Genomic DNA, 23,821 nt, shown 5'->3' on the forward strand with positions numbered 1-23,821 from the left:
TCAAGCGACGGCTACGACGTCGAGAATGCGTTGCACCACGCGGTCCTGGTCAATACCGGCCGCTTCGGCCTCGAACGACAGAATGATCCGGTGGCGCAGCACGTCGAACAGCACCGCCTGGATATCTTCCGGGCTGACAAAGTCGCGACCGGCCAGCCAGGCGTGGGCCCGGGCGCAGCGGTCGAGGGCAATCGAGCCCCGGGGGCTTGCGCCATAGGCAATCCACTCGGCCATTTCCGGATCGAACTTGGCCGGGGTGCGGGTGGCCATGACCAGTTGCACCAGGTATTCCTCCACCGCATCGGCCATGTACAAGCCGAGGATTTCCTTGCGTGCGGCGAAGATCGCTTGCTGGCTGACCCGGCGTTCGGGCTTGGTCTCGCCGTTGAGGGCTTCGCCACGCGCCTGTTGCAGGATGCGGCGTTCGACGGCGGCGTCGGGGAAGCCGATCTTGACGTGCATCAGGAACCGGTCGAGCTGGGCTTCGGGCAGGGGATAGGTGCCTTCCTGTTCGATCGGGTTTTGCGTGGCCATTACCAGGAACAGTGGCGACAGTTCATAGGTACTGCGCCCGACACTGACCTGGCGCTCGGCCATGGCTTCAAGCAAGGCTGACTGAACCTTGGCCGGGGCCCGGTTGATTTCGTCCGCCAGCACCAGGTTGTGGAAGATCGGCCCTTGCTGGAACACGAAGCTGCCGGTTTCCGGGCGGTAGATCTCGGTACCGGTGATGTCGGCAGGCAGCAGGTCGGGAGTGAACTGGATACGATGGAACTGTGCTTCGATCCCTTCGGCAAGCTCCTTGATGGCCTTGGTCTTGGCCAGGCCGGGAGCGCCTTCAACCAGCATATGGCCATCGGCAAGCAGGGCGATGAGCAGGCGCTCGATAAGTTTTTCCTGGCCGAGGATCTGCGTTGAAAGAAAGGTTCGCAGCGCGAGCAGCGCTTCACGATGTTCCATCGATGACGGTTCCTGGAAAGATGAGCCTGGGCATTGTGAAAAATGCCAGAGCCTGGGGGCCTTACTTTAATGCATTGGGGGGGCTGGCGACTAACGGCGCGCGGGGTATTTTTTGGATTTTGTGGGAATTGTCCGTTGCTGCTGTGTAGCCGCTGCCGAGGCACGAGGCTGTGATGGGCTGCGAAGCGGCCCCCGGCGGTGGTCCTGCGGCCCATATCGCAGCCTTGTGCCTCGGCAGCGGCTACAGGATCACAGTTCGCTGATGTAAGTCCCGGTACCCTTGAGAATGTTCTGCAAGGTCTCTTGCACTTCAGCCAAATCTGACTTGTCGGTGCTGTGAATGATCTCCAGATGATCACTGCCACCCAACGCATCCGCGTCCGTCGCGGCAATCTCCACCAGCAGCTTCGTGGCGCTCAGGGTGATCTTCAGCCCGTCCAGGGTCGACGGCTCGTAATCCCAAGTGATTTCCACCTCGTCCTCATCGGGGTAACGAGTGACCATGAACATCTCGCCCTTGTCGCCGTGGCAGCAGAGCATGGCCATGTTGTCTTCTTCGTCATCGCAAGGGTTGACGATCAGGTGGGCGGTGGTCAGTTGCATGGAAAATCCTGTCTGGGAGAGGGCGCGGCGTGACAATTGTGCCATTGCAGCGAATTTTGTGCTTCATTCTGTGTCAGAGGCTCGGTGTGACTTGGGTGGGCATCTCGGTCATTTCCGGTACTCGCAAGGCGCAAATCCACCCGTAAACGGCAGGTTGCCCAAGTCGCAACCCGTCAGCAGCGTGCCGTTGACTGAATATGTCGCAGCGCCGCAAGCAGTTGCCTTCCTACACTCGTTAAGCTGCGCAACGGATGAGCGCCTGCCAGGAGTCTGACCTGCCCGTCGTACCGTCGCCCGGCCAGCGGCTCATCTTATGGAAGTTGTATGTGACCTCGTTGTCTTGTCCAGCTTCACCCACCTGTCACTCTGAATTCGTTATGGTAGACCCCGAACAGAGCTGACGGTCTCCCCGCAAGGGGATAACACGCGACGCTTCCATCAATAACAAGCCCGAGCGGAGTACCACAGATGGCGTTCTTCACCGCAGCCAGCAAAGCCGACTTCCAGCATCAACTGCAAGCGGCACTGGCGCAGCACATCAGTGAACAGGCACTGCCACAAGTGGCGCTGTTCGCTGAGCAATTCTTCGGCATTATTTCCCTGGATGAACTGACACAGCGTCGCTTGTCCGACCTGGCCGGTTGCACCCTGTCTGCCTGGCGCCTGCTTGAGCGCTTTGATCACAATCAACCGCAAGTGCGGGTCTACAACCCCGATTACGAACGTCACGGCTGGCAGTCGACCCACACGGCTGTCGAAGTGCTGCACCACGACCTGCCGTTCCTGGTGGATTCGGTGCGCACCGAGTTGAACCGCCGTGGCTACAGCATCCACACCCTGCAAACCACCGTACTCAGCGTGCGTCGTGGCAAGAAGGGCGAGCTGCTGGAAATCCTGCCCAAGGGCACTCAGGGCGATGACATTCAGCAAGAGTCGCTGATGTACCTGGAAATCGACCGCTGCGCCAACGCCGCCGAGCTGAATGTCCTGAGCAAGGAACTTGAGCAGGTACTGGGCGAAGTGCGCGTCGCCGTTGCCGATTTCGAGCCGATGAAAGCCAAGGTCCAGGACCTGCTGGCCGGTATCGACGCCAGCCAGTTCAGCATCGACGGCGAAGAAAAAGCCGAGATCAAGAGCTTCCTGGAATGGCTGGTGGGCAACCACTTCACCTTCCTCGGCTATGAAGAATTCGTGGTACGTGACGAGCAGGATGGCGGTCATATCGAATATGACGCCAACTCCTTCCTCGGTCTGACCAAGCTGCTACGCGCCGGCCTCACCTTTGAGGACCTGCGCATTGAAGACTACGCCGTCAACTACCTGCGCGAACCGACTGTGCTGTCGTTCGCCAAGGCTGCGCACCCGAGCCGCGTACACCGTCCGGCCTACCCGGACTATGTGTCGATCCGCCAGATTGACGCCGACGGCAAGGTCATCAAGGAATGCCGTTTCATGGGCCTCTACACCTCTTCGGTGTACGGCGAGAGCGTGCGGGTAATCCCGTACATCCGTCGCAAGGTCGCGGAAATCGAACGTCGTTCGGGCTTCCAGGCCAAGGCTCACCTGGGCAAGGAACTGGCTCAGGTGGTCGAAGTACTGCCGCGTGACGATCTGTTCCAGACTCCGGTCGACGAACTGTTCAGCACTGTGATGTCGATTGTGCAGATCCAGGAACGCAACAAGATCCGCGTGTTCCTGCGCAAAGACCCGTACGGTCGCTTCTGCTACTGCCTGGCCTACGTACCGCGCGACATCTATTCCACCGAAGTGCGCCAGAAGATCCAGCAAGTGCTGATGGATCGCCTGAAAGCCTCGGACTGCGAATTCTGGACCTTCTTCTCCGAGTCCGTACTGGCCCGTGTGCAACTGATTCTGCGGGTTGACCCGAAGAACCGCCTGGACATCGACCCGCTGCTGCTGGAAAAAGAAGTGGTACAGGCCTGCCGCAGTTGGCAGGACGACTACGCCAGCCTCGTCGTCGAAAGCTTCGGCGAAGCCCACGGCACCAACGTGCTCGCGGACTTCCCGAAAGGCTTCCCGGCCGGCTACCGCGAGCGCTTCGCTGCGCACTCGGCCGTGGTCGACATGCAACACCTGCTGAACCTGACCGAAGCCAAGCCGCTGGTGATGAGCTTCTATCAGCCGCTGGGTCATGTGACCGGCCAGCAAGAGTTGCACTGCAAGCTCTACCACGCTGACACGCCGCTGGCGCTGTCCGACGTGCTGCCGATCCTGGAAAACCTCGGCCTGCGGGTTCTGGGTGAATTCCCGTATCGCCTGCGTCATTCCAATGGCCGCGAGTTCTGGATCCATGACTTCGCGTTCACTGCTGCCGAAGGCCTGAACCTCGACATCCAGCAGCTCAACGACACCCTGCAGGACGCGTTCGTCCACATCGTCAACGGCGATGCCGAAAACGATGCGTTCAACCGCCTGGTGCTGACCGCCGGCCTGCCATGGCGCGACGTCGCGCTGCTGCGTGCCTACGCTCGCTACCTGAAGCAGATTCGCCTGGGCTTCGACCTGGGTTACATCGCCAGCACGCTGAACAACCACACCGACATCGCTCGCGAGTTGACCCGGTTGTTCAAGACTCGCTTCTACCTGGCGCGCAAGCTCACCGCCGAAGATCTGGAAGACAAGCAGCAACGCCTGGAACAAGCGATTCTGACCGCTCTGGACGACGTTCAGGTGCTCAACGAAGACCGCATCCTGCGTCGCTACCTGGATCTGATCAAAGCGACCCTGCGCACTAACTTCTACCAGGCAGATGCCAACGGTCAGAACAAGTCGTACTTCAGCTTCAAGTTCAACCCGCACGCGATTCCTGAACTGCCAAAACCGGTGCCGAAGTTTGAAATCTTCGTCTACTCGCCACGGGTTGAAGGCGTGCACCTGCGTTTCGGTAACGTCGCTCGCGGCGGTCTGCGCTGGTCTGACCGTGAAGAAGACTTCCGTACCGAAGTCCTGGGCCTGGTAAAAGCCCAGCAGGTTAAGAACTCGGTCATCGTACCGGTTGGCGCCAAGGGCGGTTTCCTGCCCCGTCGCCTGCCATTGGGCGGCAGCCGGGACGAGATCGCGGCCGAGGGCATCGCCTGCTACCGCATCTTCATTTCCGGCTTGTTGGACATCACCGACAACCTGAAAGACGGTGCCCTGGTGCCACCGTTGAACGTGGTGCGCCACGACGACGATGACCCGTACCTGGTAGTGGCCGCCGACAAAGGCACCGCGACCTTCTCCGACATCGCCAACGGCATCGCCATCGACTACGGCTTCTGGCTGGGTGATGCGTTTGCCTCCGGTGGTTCGGCGGGTTACGACCACAAGAAAATGGGCATCACCGCCAAGGGCGCGTGGGTCGGTGTACAGCGCCACTTCCGTGAGCGCGACATCAACGTCCAGGAAGACAGCATCACTGTGGTCGGTGTCGGCGACATGGCCGGCGACGTGTTCGGTAACGGCCTGTTGATGTCCGACAAGCTGCAACTGGTCGCAGCCTTCAACCACCTGCATATCTTCATCGATCCAAACCCGACGCCTGCCAACAGCTTCGTTGAACGCCAACGCCTGTTCGATTTGCCGCGTTCGGCCTGGACCGACTACGACACCAGCATCATGTCCGAAGGCGGCGGTATCTTCTCGCGTAGCGCGAAGAGCATTGCCATCTCGGCGCAGATGAAAGAGCGCTTCGATATCCAGGCCGACAAGCTGACCCCGACCGAACTGCTGAACGCCTTGCTCAAGGCACCGGTGGACCTGTTGTGGAACGGCGGTATCGGTACCTACGTCAAGGCCAGCACTGAAAGCCACGCCGATGTCGGCGACAAGGCCAACGACGCCCTGCGTGTCAACGGCAACGAGCTGCGCTGCAAGGTTGTGGGCGAGGGCGGTAACCTCGGCATGACCCAGCTGGGGCGTGTGGAATTCGGCCTCAATGGGGGCGGTTCCAACACTGACTTCATCGACAACGCTGGTGGTGTGGACTGCTCCGACCACGAAGTGAACATCAAGATCCTGCTCAACGAAGTGGTGCAGGCTGGCGACATGACCGACAAGCAACGTAACCAGTTGCTGGCGAGCATGACCGACGAAGTCGGCAGCCTGGTGTTGGGCAACAACTACAAGCAGACCCAGGCGTTGTCCCTGGCCGCCCGCAAAGCCTACGAGCGAGCAGCCGAGTACAAGCGCCTGATGAGCGACCTGGAAGGCCGGGGCAAGCTGGACCGCGCCATCGAGTACCTGCCTTCGGAAGAGCAGCTCAATGAGCGTGCTGCCACCGGCAAGGGCCTGACCCGTCCGGAGCTGTCGGTGTTGATCTCCTACAGCAAGATCGACCTCAAGGAAGCACTGCTCAAATCCCTGGTACCGGATGATGCCTACCTGACCCGTGACATGGAAACCGCGTTCCCGCCGACCCTGGTGGCCAAGTTTTCCGAAGCCATGCGTCGCCATCGTCTGAAGCGCGAGATCGTCAGCACCCAGATCGCTAACGATCTGGTCAACCACATGGGCATCACCTTCGTTCAACGGCTCAAAGAGTCCACCGGCATGAGCCCGGCGAACGTGGCCGGCGCTTACGTGATCGTGCGTGACATCTTCCATCTCCCGCACTGGTTCCGCCAGATCGAAGCCCTGGATCACCAGGTCTCCGCGCAAGTGCAACTGGAACTGATGGATGAGCTGATGCGCCTGGGCCGTCGTGCCACGCGTTGGTTCCTGCGCAGCCGTCGTAACGAGCAAGATGCTGCTCGCGACGTCGCACACTTCGGCCCGCATCTGGCCGCGTTGGGTCTCAAGCTTGACGAGCTGCTGGAAGGCCCGACCCGTGAAGGCTGGCAGAACCGTTACCAGGCGTATGTCGAAGCCGGTGTGCCTGAGTTGTTGGCGCGCATGGTTGCAGGCACTACCCACCTGTACACCCTGTTGCCGATCATCGAAGCCGCTGACGTGACGGGTCAGAGTGCCGCTGATGTAGCGAAGGCTTACTTCGCCGTCGGCAGCGCCCTGGACTTGCCGTGGTACCTGCAGCAGATCAGCGATCTGCCGGTGGGCAACAACTGGCAGGCCCAGGCCCGCGAAGCCTTCCGCGACGACGTGGACTGGCAGCAACGGGCGATCACCATCAAGGTTCTGCAATTGGCCGATGCGCCTGCAGACATGGAAGCCCGCGTGGCCCTGTGGCTGGAGCAGAACCTGGACATGGTCGAGCGCTGGCGCGCGATGATGGTGGAGATTCGTGCTGCGGTCGGCACGGACTACGCCATGTATGCGGTGGCCAACCGTGAACTGCTGGACCTGGCGTTGAGCGGTCAGTCGGTGCTGTAACAGCCTTGATTGAGCGTTAAAACAAAAGCCCCGTATCGCGAGATACGGGGCTTTTTGTTGGTGCGCGGTTTATCAAGCGACAAAGATCAAATGTGGGAGCTGGCTTGCCTGCGATAGCGGTGTGCCAGTGAATAGCTAATTGGCTGATCCACCACTATCGCAGGCAAGCCAGCTCCCACAGGGTTCAGTGGTGATTCAGTAATTTGGCCTCCAGATGATCCAGATGCTGGGTCATCAACGTCACGGCGGTATCTGCATCCCCACGCTCCACTGCCTCCACAATCGCCATATGCTCCTGCCACGCACAATACGTGCAGGCCTTCGCCTCAAATTGTGCGATCACCAGTGATGTTAGCGGCACCAGGCTATTGAGAAACTGCGCCAGCGGCGCGTTGCCTGCAATGGCAGCCAGTTGCAGGTGAAACTCCCCGGACAGTCGAATCGCCGGCCCGCGCTGATCCCGCTCGATGCATTCGCGCTCCCGGGCAATCAACTCGCGTAGCTGGCGCACCTGTGCGGGCTTTGCCTGGGCGCAGGCCAGTTGCACCACGGTGACTTCGGTCAAGCGCCGCGCTTCAAGAATCTGCCGCGCCTGCTGCGCATCCGGCGCCGCCACCTGGGCGCGGTGATTGGGACGCAGGATGATCACCTGTTGATGGGACAACCGCGCCAGCACTCGACGAATCACGCTGCGGCTGACGCCAAAACTCTGCCCCAGGCTTTCCTCGGTAAAGCGGCTGGCCGGGGCAATCCGTTGTTCGAGAATGGCATCGAACAGCCGTGGGTAAATGTCGTCCACCGAGGGTTTTTTACCGGCCACCAGGCGCATGGCGGGCAGGGCGGTGACGACGGCGTAGCGTTGCAGAGCGTGAGCGGTCATGGCCGGTCTCCAAAAAATCAGCTGCCCAGATGGTCGTCCGGGATGTTCAGGGCAATGCCCATGCGCAAGCCTTCCTGAAGGATATGCCGGCGCATTTCTGCGCTGGCCAAGGCGCTGTTCTTGTTGCGGATGGCGCGCACCACGGCGTCGTTTTCCTGCAGGCGCTCCGCCAGGTGCTCGGGGGAGTTGCGCAACACCTGGGCGCTTTGCTTGAGAGCGTTGCTGGTCTGTTGCACCACGTTCTGGAAGATCGGGTTGGAGGTCAGGGCAAACAGCTCTTCGTGGAAGGCGATGTAGGCGTTCATCCCGGCTTCGCTGTCGTTGGCGTCGAGCGCTTCGCGCATGTCCATCAGGGTCAGGCGCAACTGACCGACTTCCTTGCTACTGATGGATTGAGCTACCAGGCCAACGATGAATGGCTCCAGGGTGTAGCGCAGTTGCAGGATATCTTCGAGGCTGGCGTCGGCCACGGTACTGTCCTGAGACTGAGGCTCACTCAGCGTGGCTTCGAGTACAACCACACCCTTGCCTGGCATGGAACGCACCAGGCCCAGGGTTTCGAGGACGATGACGGCTTCGCGCAGGCTCGGGCGGCTGATGCCCAGTTGCTCGGCCAGTTCGCGCTGGCCGGGCAGCATCTCGCCGCGCCGCCATTGCCCCTTTGCCAAGGCAGCGCGCAGTTTTTCTACCACTGAATTGACGACGGTTGAGGTGGTGATCACGTCGCAGGCTCCTTGAATATAAGTAACCCCTCTGTAGGAGCGAGCTTGCTCGCGAAAAACTTCAAGGCACCGCGTGCATCCAGACTGCCCGGGTTATCGTTGACGATCTTCGCGAGCAAGCTCGCTCCTACAGGGGAAGGTAGCGTTTTTTAGAACTCTTGATGGGCTGGCAACACCGGCTTCTTCGCCTGGAACGCATACCCTTGGTGCCCATCCAACACCTTGTTCGCTCTCTGGATATCAATGTCCTTTTCCCAGCGCGCAATGGCCACCGTGGCGACGCAGTTACCGATCAGGTTGGTCAGCGCCCGGCCAATCCCCATGAACCAGTCCACCGCCAATACCAGCACCAGACCCACCACCGGAATCGCCGGGATCGCTGTGAGCGTGGCCGCCAGAATCACCAGTGCCGAGCCCGGAATCCCGTGAGCACCCTTGGAGGTAATCAACGACACCAGCAAGATGGTCAGCAGGTCGGTCATCGACAGCGGTGTACCTGTGGCGTTGGCGATAAACACGATGGCCAGGGTCAGGTAGATCGAAAAACCATCGAGGTTGAACGAGTAGCCTGTGGGAATCACCAGGCCGACGGTGGAACTGCCAATGCCCAGGTGCTCCAGTTTACGCATGATCTGTGGCAGCACGGCATCGGAGGAGGCGGTACCCAGGACGATCAGCAGTTCCTCGCGCAGGTACTTGAGGAACGGCAGCATGCGCAGGCCCGACAGGCGCATCACCAGGCCGAGGATCAGCGCGACGAAGATGAAGCAGGTCAGGTAGAACAGGCCTACCAGGCTGCCCAGGTGTTGCAGGGAGTCGAGGCCGTACTGGCTGGTGGTGAAGGCGATGGCGCCGAATACACCGATAGGCGCCAGGCGCACGATCATGCCCATGATGCGGAAGATCACGTGGCTCAGTTCATTGATCAGCCGCGAGATACCAGAAGCCGCTTCGCCCACCAGGTTCAAGGCGCTGCCGAACAGCACTGAGAACAGCAGCACTTGCAGCACGTTGTTCTCGGCGAAAGCACCAATCACCGAATTGGGGATCAGCTCCATCAGGAACTGGCTGGTGCCCTTGATGTGCTGACCACGGTCGGCCAGTTCATTGAGACCGGCGGAAGACAGCTGTTCCAGGTGGATATTGGCGCCGGTGCCGATGCCGCTGCTGAAAGCCATGATCAAGCCGATTATCAGCGCGATCGTGGTCAGCACTTCAAAGTAGATCACCGACTTGAGGCCGATACGCCCGACTTTCTTCAAGTCGCCGGCACCGGAAATGCCGCTGACCACCACGCAGAACACGATCAGGCCAATCAGCATTTTGATCAGCTTGATAAAGCCGTCACCGAGGGGTTTGAGTTGCGAAGAGAATTCGGGAAGAGCCAGGCCGCAAATTACCCCGAGGATCAGGCCAATCACGACTTGCAGGAAAATCGAACGCGAGCACCATCTGAGCATGGGAAGGATCTCTATTCGGTGCCCTGGTGGTTCCAGGGCTTAATTGTTGTGGTCTTACCGGTAAGTCCAGTGCGGGGCCAGTCTACGCAGGGTCTTTTTCAAATCTCAAGTAAATAATTGGCGGTTGGTAGGCCCCGGTCTGACCAGTTGGTCGGTAAGGGTGATGCTTGAGCGGTTGGCGGCGTGCAAAGTTTTTTCGCTTATCATCCGGCGCTTGGCCAGAAAGGTGAGCTATGGATATTCCAGGACTGACAACGCACGAAGGCACCACCCACTGCGCATGGCGCACGTCGGCACCTGAGTACCGCGATTACCACGATCACGAATGGGGCGTGCCGGTCGCCGACGACATTCAATTGTTCGAGAAGATCTGCCTGGAAGGTTTCCAGGCGGGCATGGCGTGGATCACCATCCTGCGCAAGCGGGAGAATTTTCGGCGGGCGTTCGAGGGCTTTGATTATCAACGGGTGGCGCAGTACACCGATGAAGATGTCCTGCGGCTGATGGCGAACCCCGGCATCGTGCGTAATCGGGCCAAGATTGTATCGGTGATCAACAATGCGCGGCGGGCGTGTGAGCTGGTGGAGGAGGTCGGTTCGCTGGCGGCCTGGATGTGGTCGTTCGAGCCTGGCGCCGATGAGCGTCCGGCGGTGGTCGACCTGGCCTACTTGACGGCCAACCCGACGTCGAAGGCGTCGATACGCTTATCCAAGGCCTTGAAGAAACGGGGCTGGAGCTTTGTTGGACCGACCACAATGTATGCCTTGATGCAGGCGATGGGCATGGTCAACGACCATCTGGAAGGCTGTATCTGCCGACAGCAAATCGACGCGCAGCGCCGGCAGTTCAAGCGTCCCTAATGCCACCCTTTTCAAGGTCTTTGAAAAACCAGTCGCATCAGGCTGGGGATGAAGATCTAACCGGCGACGTGAAACCCTGGTGGGAGCTGTCGAGCCCCAGCGAGGCTGCGATAGCGGTGGGTCCGCCAACATCGATGCTGGCAGTGCCGACGCTATCGCAGCCTCGCTAAAGCTCGACAACTCCCACAGTTGATCTTCACTGCCCGAAACTGGGTATTTCAACCGTATTTGGCTGCGTTCTCAAAGACCTTGAAAGGGCTGGCGCTTAATGCGCCAGAGGTGTCAGCACGTCGGCCTTGTCATCCATCACCATGACCACCAGCAGCTTGGCCGGTTTGGTCTGGCTGGCATTGCTGGACTCAAAGTGTCGGGAGCCCGCAGGTTCATAGAATGACTGGCCCACCTTGTAGGTAATCGCCTTTTCATCGTTGACCCGCGAGGTGATCTCGCCTTCCAGCACGTAAGCCACGGCGGTGCCGGTGTGGCTATGGGGCGCGGTGGCCTGGCCAGGCGCGTAGTCCACGGTGAGCATGATGGTTTTCTTGCCGGGAACGCTGGTCAGGGCATGCTCCTGCAGCACGTTGATTTTTTCCTGGTTGTAGACCGGGTCGTGGGCAAGGGCGCTGAACGAGGCCAGCAGAAGGGCGGTGCCGAGCAGTACTTTCATGGCGATGCTTCCGAGTAGTTCTAGACCCTTTTACCTTAAGCCCCGGACGTTGCTCGACCAATAGCCAATCCGGCGCAAATACCCTCAGCCAATCTGCTGCAGGATGTCCCGCACGTTGTCCAGGGCCGGGTCGATGTCCAGGGTTTCAATGGCGCCGAAGCCAATCATCAAGCCTTCGCGTACCGGTGTTTCGTGGAAGAACACGTTCAGCGGATACAGCCCCACCTCGACCTTGCGCGCCAACTCTATGAGCAACGGGATATTCACGGGTACCTTGCACAGCGCAGCCATATGGAAGCCGGCCACGGTGGGCACGGCTTCGAGCCAGGGCGACAAGTCCCCGGCCAGGCGGGCGAGAATGCGCTCCCGGCGCCCGGCGTATACCGTGTGGCAGCGCCGTATGTGCTTGAGCAAGTACCCTTCGCTGATGAACTTGGCCAGCGCCCATTGCGGCAGGGTAGAGCTGTGCTGGTCGCTCAGTTGCTTGGCCTTGACGACTGCTCCGAATAGAGCTGGCGGCAGTACCGCGTAGCCCAGGCGCAACTCGGGCAGCAAGGTTTTCGAGAAGGTTCCGACGTAAGTCACTACGCCGCGGGTGTCCATGCTTTGCAGGGAGTCGGTGGGACGACCTTCATAGCGGAACTCGCTGTCGTAGTCGTCCTCGATCACGATCGCGCCCAGTTCGAATGCCCGTGCCAGCAGGGCTTCCCTGCGCGGTGGGCTCATGGGCATACCGAGGGGGAACTGGTGGGAGGGCGTCACGTAGATCAGTCGTGTACCGTCGGGAATCAAGTCGACCTGGATGCCTTGATCGTCTACCGGAACGCCCACCACGGTCGCACCCACGGCATTGAACATCAGCCGCGCCGGGGTATAGCCGGGGTCTTCCATGGCGACGATGGTGCCCGGTTCCAGTACCACGCGGGCGATCAGATCCAGGGCTTGCTGGGCGCCATTGGTGACCACGATGTCCTCGTCCCGGCATTTGACCCCGCGGGAAAACGCGATGTGCCCGGCGATGGCACTGCGCAAGGCCGGCAAGCCTTCGGGTTGGCTGTAGAAACCACTGTTCTGGGCGATGCGGCGCAACGCATCCTGGGTGCAGCGGCGCCATTCGTCTTGGGGGAACTGGTTGCGGGTGGTGGCGCCGCCAATAAAGTCCCAGCGTGGGCTGGTGTCTCGGCTGGGGTGACCCATGGGTGAAGGCAAGGCTTGCCATTTGGCCAACGTGTCGGCGCAGGCGAGGTCAGTTGCACGTTGCAAGCGTTCGGAGCGCGGGCTCCAGGCATTGACGAAGGTTCCCCGGCCGATCTTTCCGATCAGCAAACCTTCGTAGGTCAGCAGTGCGTAGGTATCGGACACGGTCTTGCGCGACACGCCCAATTGCTCGGCCAGCAGGCGGCTGGGCGGCAGTTGGGCTCCCGCAGCCAGGCGTCCGGACTCCATGGCCTCGCGTAGTTGCCGGTACAGCTGCTCGGCCAGGTCTTTGCGTCCGTTGATGACGACATGCAGTTCCATTTTTTATCCTGAGGCGATCAATCCTCGGAAAGATTACCCGTAACCGACCAGTGACGGTATCGGGTAAATGGTCTGTGCATAAAGCCGCACTTTGGCTATAGGGCGGATGCAACGGGTCGTTTAGGCTGGGCAGTCATTGCATTTGCCCACAGAGAGGCCACACCGATGGAAGCTCGCCTGGATTACTACACGGCCTCACCGCAAGCGCTTAAGGGCATGCTGATGTTGGAGGCGGCGATATTTGATTCGTCCATCGAAACACCGTTGCTGGAGCTGATCAAGATTCGGGTCTCGCAGCTGAATCACTGCGGGTTTTGCACGGACATGCACTCGATGGCGGCCCGTCAGCGCGGGGAGAGCGAGCGGCGCTTATTTGCTGTGTGCGTGTGGCGGGATTCGCCGTTTTTTACCGCGAGGGAGAAGGCCGCGCTGGCTTGGAGCGAGTCGATGGCCACGCTGCCGACGTCTACTGTACCGGATGAGTTGTATGCCGCAGTGCGGGTGGAATTCAGCGAGCAGGAGCTGGTGGACCTGACCATGGCGGTGTCCAGCATCAGTGCCTGGAACCGCCTGGCCGTAGGGTTTCGCAAACAGCCACCGAATGTTTGATCAGGACAGGAAACCACCGTCCACATTCAGCGACACGCCAGTGGTGTAGCTCGACGCATCACTGGCCAGGTACAGCACGGCGCCGGCCATTTCACTGGGTGCCGCCACGCGCTTGAGTGGAATCTGTTGCAGGGCCACTTTAAGGATCGAATCGTTCTTCACCAGCGCCGAGGCGAACTTGGTGTCGGTCAGGCCGGGCAGCAGCGCGTTGCAGCGAATGCCAAACTGCGCGCACTCCTTGGCAAATACCTTGGTCATGTTGATTACTGCGGCCTTGGTCACCGAGTAGATGCCCTGGAAGTGCCCCGGCGAAATGCCGTTGATCGACGCCACGTTGATGATGCTGCCACCGCCGTTTTCGCGCATCAGCTTGCCGGCTTCCACCGACATGAAGAAGTAGCCACGGATATTCACGTCGACGGTCTTCTGGAACGCGCCGAGGTCGGTGTCCAGCACGTTGCAGAACTGCGGGTTGGTGGCGGCGTTGTTGACCAGGATATCCAGACGCCCGAACTGTTCGCGAATGCCGGCAAACACCTGGGTGATCTGTTCCATCTCGCCGATATGGCAGGCAATCGCCGTGGCCTTGCCGCCGTCGGCGATAATCGCGTCGGCGACGTGCTGGCAGCCGTCGATCTTGCGGCTGGAGACGATCACATGGGCGCCTTGCTGGGCCAACAGCTTGGCAATCGCCTCGCCGATACCGCGGCTGGCGCCGGAAACGAAAGCAATCTTGCCGTCGAGGTCGAACAACTGGGTCTTGGACATGGTGGTTCCTTGTGGGTCAGAGCGCGGATTTGCCGATGACGTTCAGGCTCATTTGCTCCAGCAGCTTGTTCATGTGGATGAACTGCGCAAAGCGTTTGTCCTGGGTCTGGCCGTGGAAGAAGCGGTAGTAGATCTGCTGCACGATGCCGGCCAAACGGAACAGACCGTAGGTGTAGTAGAAGTCGAAATTGTCGATCTGGATCCCTGAGCGTTCGGCGTAGTAATCGACGAACTCGCGGCGGGTGAGCATGCCTGGCGCGTTGCTCGGCTGGCGGCGCATCAACTGCACGGGCGCCGGGTCGCTGGCTTCGATCCAGTAGGCGAGGGTGTTGCCCAAGTCCATCAGTGGATCGCCCAAGGTGGTCAGCTCCCAGTCCAGCACGCCGATGATCTGCATCGGGTTGTGCGGGTCGAGGATCACGTTGTCGAAGCGGTAGTCGTTGTGCACGATGCTGGACGTCGGGTGGTCGGCGGGCATCTTGTCGTTGAGCCAGGCGCGTACGGTTTCCCAGCTGGGCGCATCCGGGGTCAGGGCTTTTTCGTAGCGGTCGCTCCAGCCGCGAATCTGGCGCTCGACGTAACCTTCGGGTTTGCCCAGGTCGGCCAGGCCGCAGGCGGTGTAATCGACCTGATGCAGTTCGACGAACTTGTCGATAAAGCTTTTGCACAATGCTTCGGTTTTCGCGGCATCCAGGCCCAGTTCCGGCGGCAGGTCCGAGCGCAGGATGATGCCGTTGACCCGCTCCATCACATAGAACTCGGCGCCGATCACCGATTCGTCGGTGCAGTGCACATAGGCCTTGGGGCAATACGGGAAGCCGTCCTTGAGTTGATTGAGAATCCGGTATTCGCGGCCCATGTCATGGGCGGACTTGGCCTTGTGGCCAAACGGCGGGCGACGCAGCACGAACTCCTGGCTCGGGTATTCCAGCAGGTAGGTCAGGTTGGACGCGCCACCCGGGAACTGGCTGATTTTGGGGGTGCCATCGAGGCCCGGGATATGGGCCTTGAGGTAGGGATCGATGAGGCGGACATCAAGTTCTTCGCCTGGGCGAATCTGGGTCGATTGGTCGTTAAGCGCCATGCTTATCCCTTCTGCTTATTCTAAAGGCCTTGGACTATTGGCTAATCTAATGCGCGCAGCCGCCCAGCCACAAGGTCGGGGCGGCTTAATAGGTTAGCGTGTTGGCCGGTGATCAGTGTTCCTGATGTGCCTGAAGGCTCAGATCACCAGAATTGCACGACCACCGGGGTTGCAGGACAGGTTGGCACCGATTTCGACTTTTGCCAGGTCGATGCCCAGGCCGGCGAGGAGGTTGTTGACGAGGGGGTCAAGGAGCGGACTAAGGAGGCCGGAAATGACCCCGCTAAGGAGATTGAGTACGCTGGTCAGCACGTTGACTACAAGGCTAAGTACCAAGCCTAAAAGTCCTCCGAGCGTCGGTGTATGGCTGATCAGTTTGATGCCGTTAAGGGTGTTGCTCAGGCTACCTACTACGTTATTGGAACTGAAACCGTAATAGTCCGCAGGCTGCTTTACTTCGGGAGGCGCCAGGAATACATGCTCCTTGACAGTTTCGGCCACGGTGCTATCAATCATCAGGCCCAAGCCGCCAACGGCATAGGCTTCCCTCGATGCGCAGACACCTTGACTGCAGATTTTCCTCCCTAGGTCCAGCAACGGAAACTCATCGACTTTCAATTGTTCGACAGAGGAAAACAGGTTTTTCGGATCGATCTGACCGACCATGAGCCGTACCGCCGACGTTGTGCCGACCACTGAAAGTTGTTTGTCCTTGGGACCGTTGCAGCGGTAGCCAGAGACGTAGCTGCTGCCGCTGGCGGCTTCCAGTGCAACATCTATTTTCGGGCCTATTTTTGGGTCGAGAGACCCGCCCAGCAAGCCACCGACCAAATCCATGACCCAGCCGATGACGTCGTTAAGTGTACTGATTACCGGCAGATCCACAGAGATCAATGTCCTGACCTGGGCGGTCCTGACAAAGATGGGCTGCGTGTCGATCAGCTTTGGGTTGCCGATGGCTGATATCTGAGCGGGTTCAATGACTTTAGTCTTGACCGTAATGCCCAGTAATCCCAGTACATTGACCGGTAACTCGACTGCTACCGCGCTTTTCTTGTTGGACAGTTGCACAAAGCCCTGGATCAGATTGAACAGCTGTAGGTTGACGTCGAGGGCGCTCTTGTCCGTACCGTTCTGAATTTTCACCAGGTCCCCAAGGTGCAGAATCTCGGTGCCCGGTGCGATGAGCTTGATTGCTTCCAGATTATTGATCACCACCTTGACCGCGTCACTACCCAGTTTGAGTACATCAATCGCTGCTTGGATCAGTTGGCCAACGGTCGCGTCGGTCTTGAGCAGTTGCTCGTAGTTGCCGGCGCTGACATTCAGTCGAATGGCTAAGGCATCGAGATAGGTGAGCAGGTTGATGTCGGTTTTGAGCAAGCCTTGCCAGCCCGCGGCTTCAATTTGCAACTTGCCCCCCAGCAATCCGCCGATCAAAGCGTTCAACGCTGCGGACTTGGTGCTGTCTACGGTCAACAAGGTGCTGCGAACTGTGAGCGTTGCTACCGGAGGAGAGGGCACAGCGGCCACGGCAATTGCAGTCAGTTGCGTCGTAAGATCAGCGTTGCCTGTGGAGAACAGGGCACGGATACCACCGGCAATACTGGTAGTGACGCGATGCTTGGCGATGACTTGAATGGCATCGGCCTTGAGCGGATCGGCATTGAAGGTACGCAGGAAGTTGGCGCCCGTGACCAGCGTGCCGCAGGACGTGGCTAAAGTACGGTTGTCATCGAGGGTAAAGTTATTGCGCGCGGCACTTTCCTGTGCAAACACCGCCGCGTTATTGGCCGGTACGGCGCAGGTGCCGCCACGGCTCACAGCTTCCAGCGCTGCGGTGTCGACAACCCGCTGCAACTTGCGTTTTTCCAGGTACAAACGACCGCTATCGACCACCAACAGCAGCAGCAACAGCGCGAGTCCGAGGGTTAGCGCGCCCATCAGCCCGATCACGCCGCGTTGGCGGGCCGGGCCGGATCCATGGCGAAACATACGGCGTCCTTCGCCAGTCCTGCACCGGCGTCCTGAGGGTCCCCGCAAGCATTGTAGTCAGGATCTGGAAAATTGCTGGCTATAAGCCATTATTTGTGGCGCTTGCAGTGTCCGACTGTTTCAGTTCGGGAGTGGCAGTGCTACCGGCGTCAATACGGGGCGGCCCGCGAAGTATTCCATCAGGTTATCCGCTACCCGCTGCACCGTGTCATGGGCCGCTTCCGGCGACAAACCAGCGACATGGGGCGTCAGCACGGTATTGCTCAGGTGCTTGAGGGCATCCGGCACCTGGGGCTCATCATCGAACACATCCAGCGCTGCGCCGCCGATGCGCCGTTGCTCCAGAGCGCTGATCAAGTCGGCGGTGACAATCACACTGCCCCGGGCGATGTTCACCAGAAAGCCGTGGGGGCCCAATGCGTCCAGGGCTTGGCGGTCGATCAAGTGTCGGGTAGTGGCGCCGCCGGGGGTGGCCAGGATCAGGAAGTCCGAGGCCCGCGCCAGCTCCAGCGGAGTCGAGCAGTAGGTGTAGTCCACATCGTCCCGGGGTTGGCGGCTGTGGTAGCTGACTTCCATGCCGAAACCCAGCGCTGCACGCTTGGCAATCTCCATGCCCACCGCGCCTAGTCCCAGAATGCCCAGCTGTTTGCCCGACAGGGAAGGGCGCATGACCTTGGGCCATTCGCTGCGCCGCACTGCTGCGTCCGCCCGGGGAATGTCCCGCACCAGCGACAACAACAACGCCATGGCGTGATCGGCCACCGACGGTGCATTCACTCCGGCGCCATTGGTCACCACGATCCCACGGTTACTGGCGGCCTGCAGGTCTACATGTTCGTAGCCGGCACCAATCACACAGATGATTTTCAGCAACGGCAGGGCAGCGATTTCCTCGGCATATAGACCCAGCGGTCCCCGGGTCAGCACCGCCTGGATTTGCCCGCCATGGGCCTTGATCGCCTCGGCGCGTTCGGCTGGCGTGGGTGCCAGGATCACATGAAAGCCATTGCCTTCGATGAGCGGCAGGTAGTCGTTGATGGTTTCAACCAGGACCAGAACAGTGATGGGCATGCGAAGGCTCTTCCTGAAGGCTTTGATGGCGCCAGTATGCGACATTTCTTTGGCCTGAATCCTGTGTCTGCTGAAGAAAGATCTGATGCGCGCAGGGTAAATATCTCCCTGCGTGCATCCATGATGTGGATGTCAGGCCCAGACATCTGCCGCCTTGACGCGTTTCACAAATGCTCCGGACAGGGTTGCATTGTGATGCTCGATAATCGTTTCGGCCGATAACACCGGGGTGTCCATGCACGTGTGGCCGTCTTCCGGCAGCACTACCGAAAAGCCCAGTTCTACCGCCACCCGACAAGTCGTGTCGATGCAGTACTGGGTCTTCATTCCGACAAGCACCAGCTCATCGAGCTGCGCTGCCGCCAGTTGCTGGGCCAAATGAGTGCCCAGAAAGCAACTGGGGTGGGTTTTGTTGAAGACCGTGTCCTGAGCTTCATCAATGTCCAGTGCTGGCCATAGCTGCCAGAGCGGACTGCCGGCTTCGATGGGAGAGCCGGTCGGGCCTGTATGACGGGCAGCGTAGACCGGGACACCTGCTCGCCGGGCGCGATGAATCAACTGGTTGATCGTGTCGAGTACACGCTCACGTTCGAACGGCTTTTGCGGCCCATCGTACAGGCCAGCTTGCATATCAATAATCAACAGGGCGGGGCGTTTGGCGTCATGCATGAGGTTGCTCCATCGTGTTGCCAGGTGGACAGAGCAACAAAAAGGCCCCGTCCATTGCTGGTGGGGCCTTGGGTGTTATGGGTGACTTGGTTTAGCTCAAGCGCCACTCACAACCACCACGCGACCCGCCAGAAGCGGTCGTGGTAGTGGTACGGGTGAGGGCTAGCTGAAGAATGGTCATGGGCCGATCATGCTTGGCCTGGCTCGGCGCTGTCAACGTGCCAGCCACCTTTGGATACCTGCACCGCACAACCATTCCTCAGCTAAGTCTTTGCTTATTCAGGCGAATCCCGGACAATCGCGCCCCTGTTACGGTGAGGGCGCTGTCTATCGGACTTTTCCGACCCGCCCCCACTGTGTGGCAATGAACCGGAATGCGGAGATCCGACCGGATGAATGATCAGGCCAATAGCGTCGACGAACGCTACGCAACGACACCTGCAACCCTCACAAGCTGGAGCCGCCAGGACACCACCTGGATGCTTGGCCTGTTCGGCACGGCCATCGGCGCCGGCACCTTGTTTCTGCCCATCAACGCCGGCCTGGGTGGCTTCTGGCCGCTGTTGGTGCTGGCGGTCCTGGCCTTCCCGATGACGTTCTATGCGCACCGTGGCCTGACCCGCTTCGTGCTCTCGGGCCGTGAAGGTTCGGACATCACCGAAGTGGTCGAGGAGCATTTCGGGATCAAGGCCGGTGCGCTGATCACTTTGCTGTACTTCTTCGCGATCTTCCCGATCCTGCTGATCTACAGCGTCGCCCTGACCAACACCGTCGGCAGCTTCCTCGAACACCAACTGCACATCACGCCGCCGCCACGGGCGATCCTGTCGTTTGTGCTGATCCTCGGCCTGCTGGCCGTGGTGCGCTGTGGCGAGCAGGTGATCGTCAAGGCCATGAGCCTGATGGTGTATCCGTTTATCGTCGCCTTGCTGTTCCTAGCGGTGTTCCTGGTGCCGCACTGGAACGGCGGCATCCTCAGCACTGCCAGTACCTTGCCAGCGCCTTCGGCCCTGCTGCACACCTTGTGGCTGGCGATTCCGGTGATGGTGTTCTCGTTCAACCATTCGCCGATCATCTCGGCGTTTGCCGTTGACCAGAAGCGCCGTTATGGCGAACACGCTGAAGAGCGCAGTTCGCAGATCCTGTCCCGCGCCCACTTGCTGATGGTGGCGATGGTGCTGTTCTTCGTCTTCAGTTGCGTCCTGACCTTGTCGCCAGCGCAATTGGCGGAAGCCAAGGCGCAGAACCTGTCGATCCTGTCCTACCTGGCCAACCACTTCAGCAACCCGACCATCGCTTTTGCCGCACCGTTGATCGCGTTCGTGGCCATTGCCAAGTCGTTCCTGGGCCACTACATCGGCGCCAGCGAAGGTCTCAAGGGATTGATCGTCAAAAGCGGTCGCCGTCCTGGACCTAAGGCTCTGGACCGTATGACGGCGGCCTTCATGCTGGTGGTGTGCTGGATCGTTGCCACACTCAACCCAAGCATCCTGGGGATGATCGAGACCCTGGGCGGGCCGATCATCGCGTCGATCCTGTTCCTGATGCCGATGTATGCCATTCGCAAGGTGCCGGCCATGGCCAAGTACCGTGGGCAGGCGTCCAATGTGTTTGTGACAGCAGTGGGATTGGTGGCGATTACGGCATTGGTGTATTCGTTTGTAGCGTAAAGCTTCCTGGGTTCAGGAACTGATAAAGGCCGATCCGCGTTGCGGGTCGGCCTTTTTTATATCTGCAAGATGAGTGTCGTCTGGTCCGGCCTCATCGCGGGCAAGCCCGGCTCCCACAATTGGAGTGCGTCCCCCTGTGGGAGCCGGGCTTGCCCGCGATGGGGCCGGAACAGGCAGCCACTTTCTTCCAGGCATAAAAAACGCCGCGTACCTTGCGATACGCGGCGCCTTCTACATCAACAAACCTTAGGCTTGAATCACCGGAATGTTGGCGTTTGCAGCGGCTTCACGGAACTCGGCGATCTGGTCAAAACTCAGGTAGCGATACACATCGCTGGCCATGGTGTTGATTTCCTTCGCGTAGGCCATGTACTCCTCGACGGTCGGCAGGCGACCCAGGATGGACGCAACCGACGCCAGCTCGGCCGAAGCCAGGTAGACGTTCGCGCCATCACCCAGACGGTTCGGGAAGTTACGGGTCGACGTCGAGACCACGGTGGAGTTCGGTTCAACGCGCGCCTGGTTACCCATGCACAGCGAGCAGCCCGGCATTTCCATGCGCGCGCCAGCCTTGCCGTAGATGCCGTAGTAGCCTTCTTCGGTCAGTTGGTGAGCGTCCATCTTGGTCGGCGGCGACAGCCACAGACGGGTTGGCAGCTGACCCTTGACCTGTTCCAGCAGTTTACCGGCAGCACGGAAGTGACCGATGTTGGTCATGCACGAACCGATGAACACTTCGTCGATTTTCTCGCCTTGTACCGAAGACAGCAGACGGGCGTCGTCCGGATCGTTTGGCGCGCAGAGCACAGGCTCCTTGATGTCGGCCAGGTCGATCTCGATGATTTCGGCGTATTCGGCGTCGGCATCGGCCACCATCAGCTCAGGGTTGGCAACCCAGGCTTCCATCGCTTGGGCGCGACGTTCCAGGGTGCGTGCATCGCCGTAGCCTTCGCCGATCATCCAGCGCAGCAGGGTGATGTTGGAGTTCAGGTACTCGGTGATCGACTCTTTCGACAGCTTGATGGTGCAACCGGCAGCCGAACGTTCAGCCGAGGCGTCGGACAGCTCGAAAGCCTGTTCGATGCTCAGGTTGTCCAGGCCTTCGATTTCCAGGATGCGGCCGGAGAAGGCGTTCTTCTTGCCTTTCTTCTCTACGGTCAGCAGGCCAGCCTGGATCGCGTAGTAAGGAATGGCATGAACCAGGTCACGCAGGGTGATGCCCGGTTGCATTTCGCCTTTGAAGCGCACCAGGATCGATTCCGGCATGTCCAGTGGCATAACGCCAGTGGCGGCGGCAAACGCTACCAGGCCGGAACCGGCCGGGAACGAGATGCCCATCGGGAAACGAGTGTGGGAGTCACCACCGGTACCAACGGTGTCCGGCAGCAGCATGCGGTTCAGCCAGCTGTGGATGATGCCGTCGCCCGGACGCAGCGATACGCCGCCACGGGTCATGATGAAGTCAGGCAGGGTGTGGTGGGTGGTCACGTCGATCGGCTTTGGATAGGCCGCGGTGTGGCAGAACGACTGCATTACCAGATCGGTGGAGAAGCCCAGGCACGCCAGGTCTTTGAGTTCATCACGGGTCATTGGACCGGTGGTGTCCTGGGAGCCGACGGTGGTCATTTTCGGTTCGCAGTAGGTGCCTGGACGAACACCCGCCACGCCGCATGCCTTGCCGACCATTTTCTGCGCCAGGGTGTAGCCCTTGTCGCTTTCAGCCGGAGCTTCCGGCAGCTTGAACAGGGTCGAAGGCGGCAGACCCAGCTCAATGCGAGCCTTCTCGGTCAGGCCACGGCCGATGATCAGAGGGATACGGCCGCCAGCACGGACTTCGTCCAACAGCACCGGAGTCTTCATTTCGAAGGTGGTCAGGACTTCATCGCTGTTGTGCTTGGTGACTTTGCCAGCATGCGGGTACAGGTCGATCACGTCGCCCATGTTCATGTTGGTGACGTCGAATTCGATTGGCAGTGCGCCGGCATCTTCCATGGTGTTGTAGAAGATGGGAGCGATCTTGCTGCCGAAGCAGAAGCCGCCAGCACGCTTGTTCGGTACATAAGGAACGTCGTCGCCGAAGAACCACAGTACCGAGTTGGTAGCCGATTTACGCGACGAACCCGTACCGACCACGTCACCGACGTAGGCGATCGGGAAGCCTTGACCGCGCATTTCTTCGATCTGTTTCATCGGACCGGTGACGCCTTGGACGTCAGGCACGATGCCTTCACGGGCCATTTTCAGCATGGCCAGGGCGTGCAGCGGGATGTCAGGACGTGACCAGGCATCCGGGGCAGGGGACAGGTCGTCGGTATTGGTTTCGCCGGTGACCTTGAACACGCGCAGGCTGATCTTGTCGGCCAGGGTCGGGCGGTTCTTGAACCACTCGCCGTCAGCCCAGGACTGGATCACGTCTTTGGCATGCTGGTTGCCGTTCTTGGCTTTTTCCGCGACGTCGTGGAATGCATCAAACATCAACAGGGTGTGCTTGAGTTGCTTGGCTGCCACAGGTGCCAGGGTCGCGTCGTCCAGCAGATCGACCAGGGTCACGATGTTGTAGCCGCCTTGCATGGTGCCAAGCAGTTCAACCGCGCGTTGTTTGTCGATCAGGGGGGAAGTGGCTTCGCCCTTGGCCAGGGCAGACAGGAAACCGGCCTTGACGTAGGCAGCCTCGTCAACGCCTGGTGGAATGCGGTTGGTGATCAGGTCAACGAGGAAAGCTTCTTCGCCAGCCGGGGGATTTTTCAGCAGCTCGACCAGGCCTGCAGTTTGTTCGGCGTTAAGCGGCTGGGGAACGATACCCAGGGCTGCACGCTCTTCGATATGTTTGCGGTAGGCTTCAAGCACAGTTATTACCCTCATCAGTGGTCCCACGGGACGCTCATCCAGACATGCACGGCACGCATGCGCTCGAGGGCTTTTTGGGCCGTAGAGCCAGCGCTGCCGGCATTTCTCAC

The 23,821-nt window shown here is 59.9% G+C and carries 17 protein-coding genes and 1 pseudogene; 4 read left to right on the top strand and 14 right to left on the bottom strand.

Annotation, left to right across the window (positions count from 1 at the left end; genetic code table 11):
* Both HKK55_RS08615 and HKK55_RS08620 read right to left on the bottom strand, forming a co-directional pair.
* Positions 1-960, bottom strand: coding sequence for a MoxR family ATPase (locus HKK55_RS08615; protein ID WP_003218556.1), 960 nt, complete (start codon positions 958-960; stop codon positions 1-3).
* 249 nt (positions 961-1,209) lie between these two features.
* A complete protein-coding gene (locus HKK55_RS08620; RefSeq protein ID WP_169354260.1) occupies positions 1,210-1,563 on the bottom strand; it encodes a hypothetical protein in 354 nt (117 codons plus the stop codon).
* A gap of 468 nt (positions 1,564-2,031) precedes the next feature.
* On the opposite strand from HKK55_RS08620, the gene HKK55_RS08625 reads away from it, so the two are divergent.
* Positions 2,032-6,891, top strand: a complete 4,860-nt coding sequence (locus tag HKK55_RS08625; RefSeq protein ID WP_169354261.1) for an NAD-glutamate dehydrogenase — start codon at positions 2,032-2,034, stop codon at positions 6,889-6,891.
* 184 nt (positions 6,892-7,075) lie between these two features.
* Here HKK55_RS08625 and HKK55_RS08630 read toward each other — a convergent pair whose 3' ends face one another.
* From HKK55_RS08630 to HKK55_RS08640, 4 genes and pseudogenes are all read right to left on the bottom strand, one after another.
* Positions 7,076-7,771: a GntR family transcriptional regulator gene (locus HKK55_RS08630; RefSeq protein ID WP_169354262.1), complete on the bottom strand. Its 696-nt coding sequence runs from the start codon at positions 7,769-7,771 to the stop codon at positions 7,076-7,078.
* A 17-nt stretch (positions 7,772-7,788) separates the two neighbouring features.
* On the bottom strand, positions 7,789-8,493 hold the full coding sequence (locus tag HKK55_RS08635) for a FadR/GntR family transcriptional regulator (RefSeq protein ID WP_169354263.1): 705 nt from the start codon (positions 8,491-8,493) through the stop codon (positions 7,789-7,791).
* A 32-nt stretch (positions 8,494-8,525) separates the two neighbouring features.
* A pseudogene (locus tag HKK55_RS29240) lies at positions 8,526-8,612 on the bottom strand (outer membrane lipoprotein carrier protein LolA); the annotation flags it as partial.
* A gap of 30 nt (positions 8,613-8,642) precedes the next feature.
* On the bottom strand, positions 8,643-9,953 hold the full coding sequence (locus tag HKK55_RS08640; RefSeq protein ID WP_169354264.1) for a C4-dicarboxylate transporter DctA: 1,311 nt from the start codon (positions 9,951-9,953) through the stop codon (positions 8,643-8,645).
* A gap of 233 nt (positions 9,954-10,186) precedes the next feature.
* On the opposite strand from HKK55_RS08640, the gene HKK55_RS08645 reads away from it, so the two are divergent.
* Positions 10,187-10,813, top strand: coding sequence for a DNA-3-methyladenine glycosylase I (locus HKK55_RS08645; RefSeq protein ID WP_169354265.1), 627 nt, complete (start codon positions 10,187-10,189; stop codon positions 10,811-10,813).
* Between the two features lie 265 nt (positions 10,814-11,078).
* On the opposite strand, the gene HKK55_RS08650 is transcribed toward HKK55_RS08645, so the two are convergent.
* Together HKK55_RS08650 and HKK55_RS08655 are read right to left on the bottom strand one after the other, a co-directional pair.
* Positions 11,079-11,480, bottom strand: a complete 402-nt coding sequence (locus HKK55_RS08650) for a cupin domain-containing protein (RefSeq protein WP_169354266.1) — start codon at positions 11,478-11,480, stop codon at positions 11,079-11,081.
* 84 nt (positions 11,481-11,564) lie between these two features.
* Positions 11,565-12,998, bottom strand: coding sequence for a PLP-dependent aminotransferase family protein (locus HKK55_RS08655; RefSeq protein WP_169354267.1), 1,434 nt, complete (start codon positions 12,996-12,998; stop codon positions 11,565-11,567).
* A gap of 165 nt (positions 12,999-13,163) precedes the next feature.
* On the opposite strand from HKK55_RS08655, the gene HKK55_RS08660 reads away from it, so the two are divergent.
* Positions 13,164-13,607 (top strand): carboxymuconolactone decarboxylase family protein, encoded by a 444-nt coding sequence (locus HKK55_RS08660; RefSeq protein ID WP_169354268.1) that lies wholly within the window; start codon positions 13,164-13,166, stop codon positions 13,605-13,607.
* On the opposite strand, the gene HKK55_RS08665 is transcribed toward HKK55_RS08660, so the two are convergent.
* From HKK55_RS08665 to HKK55_RS08685, 5 genes are all read right to left on the bottom strand, one after another.
* Complete coding sequence (locus HKK55_RS08665; protein ID WP_169354269.1) at positions 13,608-14,375, bottom strand: SDR family oxidoreductase; 768 nt, start codon at positions 14,373-14,375, stop codon at positions 13,608-13,610.
* Between the two features lie 16 nt (positions 14,376-14,391).
* Positions 14,392-15,459: a phosphotransferase family protein gene (locus HKK55_RS08670; RefSeq protein WP_169354270.1), complete on the bottom strand. Its 1,068-nt coding sequence runs from the start codon at positions 15,457-15,459 to the stop codon at positions 14,392-14,394.
* 138 nt (positions 15,460-15,597) lie between these two features.
* The gene (locus HKK55_RS08675; protein ID WP_169354271.1) at positions 15,598-17,454 is read right to left on the bottom strand and encodes a pilus assembly protein TadG-related protein; all 1,857 of its coding nucleotides are present in this window, start codon (positions 17,452-17,454) and stop codon (positions 15,598-15,600) included.
* 120 nt (positions 17,455-17,574) lie between these two features.
* Entirely contained in the window at positions 17,575-18,525 is a 951-nt protein-coding gene (locus HKK55_RS08680; RefSeq protein WP_169354272.1) for a 2-hydroxyacid dehydrogenase, read from the bottom strand.
* Between the two features lie 132 nt (positions 18,526-18,657).
* Positions 18,658-19,194 carry a cysteine hydrolase family protein gene (locus HKK55_RS08685; RefSeq protein WP_169354273.1) on the bottom strand — a complete coding sequence of 179 codons (537 nt, stop codon included), beginning with the start codon at positions 19,192-19,194 and terminating at the stop codon, positions 18,658-18,660.
* Positions 19,195-19,586: 392 nt separating this feature from the next.
* On the opposite strand from HKK55_RS08685, the gene HKK55_RS08690 reads away from it, so the two are divergent.
* Positions 19,587-20,864, top strand: a complete 1,278-nt coding sequence (locus tag HKK55_RS08690; RefSeq protein WP_155585251.1) for an HAAAP family serine/threonine permease — start codon at positions 19,587-19,589, stop codon at positions 20,862-20,864.
* A 246-nt stretch (positions 20,865-21,110) separates the two neighbouring features.
* Here the strand turns inward: HKK55_RS08690 and acnB are convergent, their stop codons facing one another.
* Positions 21,111-23,711 (bottom strand): bifunctional aconitate hydratase 2/2-methylisocitrate dehydratase, encoded by a 2,601-nt coding sequence (gene acnB / locus HKK55_RS08695; RefSeq protein WP_169357808.1) that lies wholly within the window; start codon positions 23,709-23,711, stop codon positions 21,111-21,113.
* Positions 23,712-23,821: the final 110 nt, after the last annotated feature.

The organism is Pseudomonas sp. ADAK18 (assembly GCF_012935695.1).
Lineage (GTDB): Bacteria > Pseudomonadota > Gammaproteobacteria > Pseudomonadales > Pseudomonadaceae > Aquipseudomonas.

Excerpts from the sequence above, each read along its gene's own strand:
- HKK55_RS08680 (WP_169354272.1), bottom strand. The coding sequence starts at position 18,525 with ATGCCCATCACTGTTCTGGTCCTGGTTGAAACCATCAACGACTACCTG.
- HKK55_RS08655 (WP_169354267.1), bottom strand. The coding sequence starts at position 12,998 with ATGGAACTGCATGTCGTCATCAACGGACGCAAAGACCTGGCCGAGCAG.
- HKK55_RS08625 (WP_169354261.1), top strand. The coding sequence starts at position 2,032 with ATGGCGTTCTTCACCGCAGCCAGCAAAGCCGACTTCCAGCATCAACTG.
- HKK55_RS08615 (WP_003218556.1), bottom strand. The coding sequence starts at position 960 with ATGGAACATCGTGAAGCGCTGCTCGCGCTGCGAACCTTTCTTTCAACG.
- HKK55_RS08640 (WP_169354264.1), bottom strand. The coding sequence starts at position 9,953 with ATGCTCAGATGGTGCTCGCGTTCGATTTTCCTGCAAGTCGTGATTGGC.
- HKK55_RS08645 (WP_169354265.1), top strand. The coding sequence starts at position 10,187 with ATGGATATTCCAGGACTGACAACGCACGAAGGCACCACCCACTGCGCA.
- HKK55_RS08670 (WP_169354270.1), bottom strand. The coding sequence starts at position 15,459 with ATGGCGCTTAACGACCAATCGACCCAGATTCGCCCAGGCGAAGAACTT.
- HKK55_RS08690 (WP_155585251.1), top strand. The coding sequence starts at position 19,587 with ATGAATGATCAGGCCAATAGCGTCGACGAACGCTACGCAACGACACCT.
- HKK55_RS08685 (WP_169354273.1), bottom strand. The coding sequence starts at position 19,194 with ATGCATGACGCCAAACGCCCCGCCCTGTTGATTATTGATATGCAAGCT.
- HKK55_RS08650 (WP_169354266.1), bottom strand. The coding sequence starts at position 11,480 with ATGAAAGTACTGCTCGGCACCGCCCTTCTGCTGGCCTCGTTCAGCGCC.
- HKK55_RS08675 (WP_169354271.1), bottom strand. The coding sequence starts at position 17,454 with ATGTTTCGCCATGGATCCGGCCCGGCCCGCCAACGCGGCGTGATCGGG.
- HKK55_RS08665 (WP_169354269.1), bottom strand. The coding sequence starts at position 14,375 with ATGTCCAAGACCCAGTTGTTCGACCTCGACGGCAAGATTGCTTTCGTT.
- HKK55_RS08660 (WP_169354268.1), top strand. The coding sequence starts at position 13,164 with ATGGAAGCTCGCCTGGATTACTACACGGCCTCACCGCAAGCGCTTAAG.
- HKK55_RS08630 (WP_169354262.1), bottom strand. The coding sequence starts at position 7,771 with ATGACCGCTCACGCTCTGCAACGCTACGCCGTCGTCACCGCCCTGCCC.
- HKK55_RS08620 (WP_169354260.1), bottom strand. The coding sequence starts at position 1,563 with ATGCAACTGACCACCGCCCACCTGATCGTCAACCCTTGCGATGACGAA.